Below are 1,343 nucleotides of genomic sequence, written 5' to 3'. Positions count from 1 at the left end.
GGTCAGCGAGCAGACCTATTATCTCTATGGACGGCTCTCCCTTTGCAAGCGGCATTGAAACGTTCTGCGTGGATCAGTTGCAAACATCTATCCGGCGTCAGCTGGTTGTCCAGAGCGCCCAAATGGGAAATCCGCACACGCGCACCTCTACAGCTGGTAGGCCTCAAGGGCCTCGATAATAGTCAGGCTCGTCGCGCGTCGGCTCGATCAGTGCAGTCCATTTCTCCGTCTACTCGCAAACTGGTTCGGTTCTTCAGGCGGCGGCGCGGTATTGATCGCCCGTTCGAAGCACGGCCCAGATTATCCGTGCATTCTTGTTGGCGATGGCAACCGTTGCGCGGTTGAACCCGCGTCGCTCCCGAAGCTGGTTGGCCCATTGGCTGATGGGATCATTTTTATTGGGTGCCGTTCTCACGACGGCACGCGCGCCGTGAACCAATAGGCTGCGCAAATGCTGGCTTCCTCGTTTAGAGATGCCCATAAGCACCGCCTTATCACCGCTCGAGAACTGGCGCGGTACTAATCCAAGCCAGGCCGCCATGTGGCGCCCATTCCTGAAGTCCGAACCATCGCCGACCGCCGCGACAATCGCTGTTGCCGTTTTGGGCCCAACGCCTTTGATCCTGGCGACACGCTGACAGGGCTCGCTCGATTTGAAGACGGCTTCGATTTTCTTGTCGAAATGCTCGATGCGGCGTTCGAGATCGCAGAAGAAATCCCAGAGCTCGGCAATGGTCTCACGGGCCATAGTCGAGAGGCCGGAGTCGGCGCGTGCGAGTATCTCCGGAATCATGCGTCTCACCCGGGTAATCGACTTGGCAAAGGCAATGCCACGATCAAGCAGCAGCCCGCGCATCTGGCTGACCAGGGCCGTTCGGTGGTTCACAAGACGCTGGCGGGCGCGGTGTAGAGCCTGGATATCCTGTTGCTCAACGCTTTTCTTAGGCACCAGCGGAATGTGGGGTTGACGCACAGCCGTACAGATCGCCTCGGCATCGTTGCCGTCGTTCTTCTGCCTGCGGACAAATGGCTTCACATATTGAGGACTCACGATCTTCACGTTGTGGCCCAACTCTTCAAATTGGCGGGCCCAGCAAAATGCTCCTGTGCAGGCTTCGATCGCGACGGTGCAGGGCTCAATCCCGGCCAGCACCGAAAGTAGTTGGTCGCGCATGACCCGCCGTTTGAAAATCGCATTGCCCTTGCGATCAACGCCATGCAGCTGGAAGACATTCTTCGCCAGATCAATACCAAGTACATCGATGGTCATCATTCCTCTCCTTCGACTGCCGGTTGCACAACGATGCTCCGGGGTGGGAGAGCCGTCCATCCCATTAGCTGGC

General features: G+C 57.9%; 1 protein-coding gene. It reads right to left on the bottom strand.

Going from position 1 to position 1,343, the window contains the following annotated elements:
* Positions 1-253: 253 nt before the first annotated feature.
* On the bottom strand, positions 254-1,270 hold the full coding sequence (locus tag CG471_RS29800) for an IS110 family transposase (RefSeq protein ID WP_026109761.1): 1,017 nt from the start codon (positions 1,268-1,270) through the stop codon (positions 254-256).
* Positions 1,271-1,343 lie beyond the last annotated feature (73 nt).

Source organism: Sphingobium sp. IP1, from assembly GCF_002708645.1.
Lineage (GTDB): Bacteria > Pseudomonadota > Alphaproteobacteria > Sphingomonadales > Sphingomonadaceae > Sphingobium > Sphingobium yanoikuyae.
This window is presented reverse-complemented; position numbering and strand designations above follow the sequence as displayed.

Coding starts and splice junctions, on each gene's coding strand:
- CG471_RS29800 (WP_026109761.1), bottom strand. CDS start 1,270: ATGACCATCGATGTACTTGGTATTGATCTGGCGAAGAATGTCTTCCAG.